This is a genomic window from Kitasatospora sp. NPDC057512 (assembly GCF_042802135.1).
GTDB lineage: Bacteria > Actinomycetota > Actinomycetes > Streptomycetales > Streptomycetaceae > Kitasatospora.
In genome coordinates this window covers 1-2,000 of the sequence record NZ_JBHVET010001086.1, presented here as the reverse complement: position 1 = coordinate 2,000, position 2,000 = coordinate 1, and the positions used below count along the sequence as shown (strand labels likewise).

Annotated in this window: 2 pseudogenes; both read right to left on the bottom strand. The window is 71.1% G+C overall.

The features are described 5' to 3' along the window. Window positions 1-23 precede the first annotated feature (23 nt). A pseudogene (locus ACFU6K_RS37855) lies at window positions 24-983 on the bottom strand (chitinase); the annotation flags it as partial. 177 nt (window positions 984-1,160) lie between these two features. Next, window positions 1,161-1,691, bottom strand: a pseudogene (locus tag ACFU6K_RS37850) (carbohydrate binding domain-containing protein); the annotation flags it as partial. Window positions 1,692-2,000: the final 309 nt, after the last annotated feature.

Below are 2,000 nucleotides of genomic sequence, written 5' to 3'. Positions count from 1 at the left end.
GCCGTCGTCACCTCAGCCGGGGATCAACGCCCCTGGAGGCGCTTGACGTTGTCGCCGAAGCTCCAGCCCTTCGAGCCGTCCCAGTTGATCGACCAGGTCATCAGCCCCTTCAGCGCCCCGCTGAAGGCGTTCCACGACTGGCCGACCGACCCCGGGTCCATGTAGCCGCCGCCCGCACCGGGCTGGGCCGGCAGGCCGGGCACCTGCTTGTCGTACGGCACCCTGATGGTGGTGCCCTGGATGGTCAGGCCGTTGTTCAGGCAGGTGGTCTGCGCGGTGAAGCCCTGCACGGTGCCGGCCTGGTAGGAGTCACCGGAGCAGCCGTACATGCTGCCGTTGTAGTACTGCATGTTCAGCCACCACAGCTGCCCGTTGTCGGCGTACTTCTTGACGATCGGCAGGTAGGCGCCCCAGATCGACCCGTAGTTGACGCTGCCGCCGGTGACGTACGCGGTCTCGGGGGCCATCGTCAGGCCGAAGCCCGCGGGCATCTGGGCCAGCACGCCGTCGATGATGCGGATCAGGTTGGCCTGGGAGGCGGACAGCGTGTTGATGTTGCCGCTGCCGGACAGGCCGGTCTCGATGTCGATGTCGATCCCGTCGAAGTTGTACTTCTTGAGGATCGGGACGACGGTCGCGACGAACTTGTCGGCCACCGTGCTGGAGCTCAGGTCGATGCCCGCGGCGGCGCCGCCGATCGACATCAGGATCGTCGCCCCGGCCGCCTTGGCCTGGCACATCTCGGCGGGGGTCGAGACCTTGACGTTGCTGTCCATGCCGTCCTGCCACAGCACGGTGCCGTCCGAGAGGATCACCGGGAAGGCGGCGTTGATGACGTTGTAGCCGTGCGCGGCCATCCGGCTGTCCGTGATGGGGACCCAGCCCATGCCGGGGTGGACGCCGTTCAGGGCGCCGTCCCAGTTCTCCCAGTACCCCTGGAGGACCTTGCCCGAGGGCTTGGGCTTCGTGGGGCAGGTGTCGCCCGGCGGCGTCGTGGTCGGCGGCGTGCTGGTGGGCGGGGTGCTGGTCGGCGGCGTCGTCGTCGGCGGCGTGCTGGTCGGCGGCGCGGTGGTCGGCGTGGGGCTGGGGCTGCTGCCGCCGGGGCCGGTGAGCGCCACGTCGTCCGCGTAGAACGCGGGCTGCCCGTACCAGCCGTGCAGGAAGACGGTCACCGAGGTGGTGTTGGCCCCGGTGGTGAAGCCCACGCTGAGCTGGCTGTACGACGGGCTGCTCGCCGTCCAGGTGGAGGCGTTGGTGACGCCGGTGCCGGTGGCGCCCAGGTAGACGTAGCTGCCCTGGACGTAGGCGCTCAGCGTGTACTGGGAGTTGGGCTGCACGCTGATGGTCTGGGTGCACTGGGCGGTGTCCTGGCCGGTCGGCGTGGCCTGGAGCGCGGAGGCACCGGAGTGGACCGGGCTGCCGACGGCCGCGCCGGAGCCGCCGGAACAGGTCCAGTCGGAGAGCCCGTTCTCGAATCCGGGGTTGGCCACCAGGTTGGGGGTGGCGGCGCCGGCCGTGACGGTGCCCGCCACGGCGATGCCGGCGCCGATCACGGCGGCCGCGCTCACCCCGGCGAGGGAGCGCGTCAGGACGCTCGACCCGTGCCGGGCGCGGCCGGTGCGGGGGGCCTGCGACGCGCGTTCCACGGGTGCCTGCTGCGGGCGTGGGCGACTCGGCCTTCGACGGAACATGTGGTGCTCCCTTCCCGCCGAGCGCCATGGACATGACCGACGCGTGGGGGCGCGACGCCCGGCTTGGGTGAGGTGGGGGACATGTGGGGCTGTGCCGGTCCGGATCGTAGGAGGGGCGGCAGGGTCCGTCAATAGGTCTGGACCATTTAAGGTCTGGACCAATTCCCCGGGGGCGCGCCGCACCGGTGCGCCCCTCGCGCGGGAGCCGGAAGGCGGACGCCGGAAATCCGGCAACGGCCCGACGGGAAAGGGTTCTGGAGGACGCCCGTCAGCGGGCCGTCCCGCGCAAGATCGGCGCGGTCTACCGGC